This is a genomic window from Microcystis sp. LE19-41.2A (genome assembly GCF_027530405.1).
In the GTDB taxonomy this organism is placed as follows: domain Bacteria; phylum Cyanobacteriota; class Cyanobacteriia; order Cyanobacteriales; family Microcystaceae; genus Microcystis; species Microcystis aeruginosa.
The window spans coordinates 1-2,252 of the sequence record NZ_JAPZQJ010000332.1 but is presented as its reverse complement, the minus strand read 5'-3'; the positions used below and the strand labels follow the sequence as shown (position 1 = coordinate 2,252).

Annotated in this window: 2 protein-coding genes and 1 pseudogene; all 3 read left to right on the top strand. The window is 44.9% G+C overall.

From position 1 onward, the window contains the following. Positions 1-134, top strand: a pseudogene (locus tag O9290_RS13725) (IS630 family transposase); the annotation flags it as partial. A gap of 212 nt (positions 135-346) precedes the next feature. Beyond that, positions 347-1,276, top strand: coding sequence for a geranylgeranyl diphosphate synthase CrtE (gene crtE / locus O9290_RS13720; RefSeq protein WP_288059353.1), 930 nt, complete (start codon positions 347-349; stop codon positions 1,274-1,276). 17 nt (positions 1,277-1,293) lie between these two features. Further along, complete coding sequence (locus O9290_RS13715) at positions 1,294-1,746, top strand: divergent PAP2 family protein (protein ID WP_002768327.1); 453 nt, start codon at positions 1,294-1,296, stop codon at positions 1,744-1,746. Positions 1,747-2,252: the final 506 nt, after the last annotated feature.

The window sequence follows — 2,252 nt, the reverse complement described above, 5'->3', positions numbered from 1 at the left end:
AAAACTTTTCTGACTTTTCTTCAGCCATTTATGAATGTTTGAATGATGCCCATTTGAAACATAAAAAAGAACTGGATTCCTTGCTGACTCTACGATTTCAGAAGTTTAATAAATCTCAGATTATGAACGTCTAAAGTATAGGCATCAGAAAAGAAAATTGGCCCATCTCCGTCTGGGAAAATATAGTACAAGTGTTCAGAATGTCAATTCTGGCACTCCCATGCAGTCTGAAGGCGTAATTTAGACAGTCAACAGCTTAGGGGACAAGGGAGCGGTCAGTTTAATTCCGATCGAGGTGGAGTTTCCTGATATAGTTTTAAAAGCAGTCGGTTCAAGACAAAAAGACATGGTTACTAGGGGCGAACGAGGAGTAGAAGTGAGGAAAAACGAGAGCTTTTCTCTGGCTTCCTATCTGGAGGAAAAGCGGTTAATTGTCGAGTCAGCTTTAGATAGCTCTTTAGTTATCGGCAATCCTGCCAAAATCTACGAGGCGATGCGCTATTCTCTCCTCGCTGGCGGCAAACGTCTGCGGCCGATTTTATGTCTGGCTACCTGTGAATTGATGGGGGGTTCCCTAGAGATGGCTTTACCCACCGCTTGCGCCCTAGAAATGATTCACACTATGTCATTAATTCACGACGATTTACCCGCCATGGATAACGATGATTACCGACGTGGGAAATTAACCAACCATAAGGTTTTTGGCGAAGATATCGCTATTTTAGCCGGGGATGGTCTCCTGGCCTACGCTTTCGAGTATGTGGCTACCCAGACTCGTAATGTACCTCCCCTACAGATTTTAGAGGTAATTGCCCGTTTAGGTCGCACGGTCGGGGCAGCGGGTTTGGTGGGGGGTCAGGTTTTAGACTTGGAATCCGCAGGAAAACCCGATATTTCGGCGGAAACTCTCGGTTTTATCCATACTCAGAAAACCGGAACCCTGTTGGAGACTTCTGTGGTGTCGGGGGCAGTTTTAGCGGGGGCAAAAGCGGAAGATATAGCTAAATTAGCCCGTTACGCTCAAAATATTGGCTTGGCTTTCCAAATTATCGATGATGTTCTCGATATCACGGCGACAAAGGAGGAATTGGGCAAAACCGCCGGTAAGGATCTACAGGCACAAAAAGCCACCTATCCCAGTCTCTGGGGGATAGAGGGGTCTCGCCAGCAAGCTCAACAGTTAATAGATAGTGCCATCAATGAATTGAGTGGCTACGATGAGGCCGCTGAACCTTTACGGGCCATCGCCGAGTATATTGTTAATCGTAAAAATTAAATTAAACGAATGAGATTATGCAGGACTTCCAGCAGGTGTTACACAATCAAATACTGCTAATCTCTCTTTTAGCTTGTTTCACTGCCCAGGGACTAAAAGCGCTGATTGAGTTAATCCGTGATGGTAAGGTGAGTCTGCGCTATCTAGTCTCGTCGGGGGGAATGCCTAGCGCTCACTCGGCACTGGTGGGGGCTTTGGCTACTGGGGTAGGATTACAGATGGGTTGGTCTAGTCCCGAATTTGCCATCGCTGCGCTTTTTGCGATTATTGTTATGTATGATGCGGCTGGAGTGCGTCAGGCAGCAGGAAAACAGGCCCGGATTCTCAATCAAATTATCGATGAAATGTTCCAGGGGGGCAAGGAATTTAACGAGGAACGTTTAAAGGAATTAATTGGTCATACTCCTTTTCAAGTGCTGGTCGGTTTAAGTTTAGGTATCGGTATCGCCATCGTGATGCTCTGTCGTTAATTGAGGTGTTTTCTGGGGTTGAGATAAACTAGATTTAATAACTGAAAATCCGGGGTAATCACTCATGTTACAATCCCTAAAAAAAATTGAAGGCTTTCGCTGTTTTCAAAGTTTTGAGATGGCCAATCTTGGTACGCCAATTCAAATTTGAAACGCATCAGCAGCAATGTTTGAGATAGAGGCAAAAAGGAATCAAAGTTACAGGAATCCACTCAACAAAGTGCTGATAACTGGGTAAATTGGCACAAGCATCGCTCCAGTATTCAGCTACATGGTCTAAATAGGGTTTGCGGCAAAAAGTTTGTTGGTGGGGTTAGGAGTCAGTAGCCGGTCGTCAGTAGCCGGTCGTCGGGAGTTTCAGGCTTTGTTGCCCTCTCTTTTTTGTACCAACTTATGTACTACAATAAGGATAATGCAAGGTTTTTGATGGTCCCAATCCGATTTTCGCAGCATGAACATCGGATTTTAACAGGTCAAAAGCCTTATTTTAAAAGGGTTTTACCATT

Coding starts and splice junctions, on each gene's coding strand:
- crtE (WP_288059353.1), top strand. CDS start 347: ATGGTTACTAGGGGCGAACGAGGAGTAGAAGTGAGGAAAAACGAGAGC.
- O9290_RS13715 (WP_002768327.1), top strand. CDS start 1,294: ATGCAGGACTTCCAGCAGGTGTTACACAATCAAATACTGCTAATCTCT.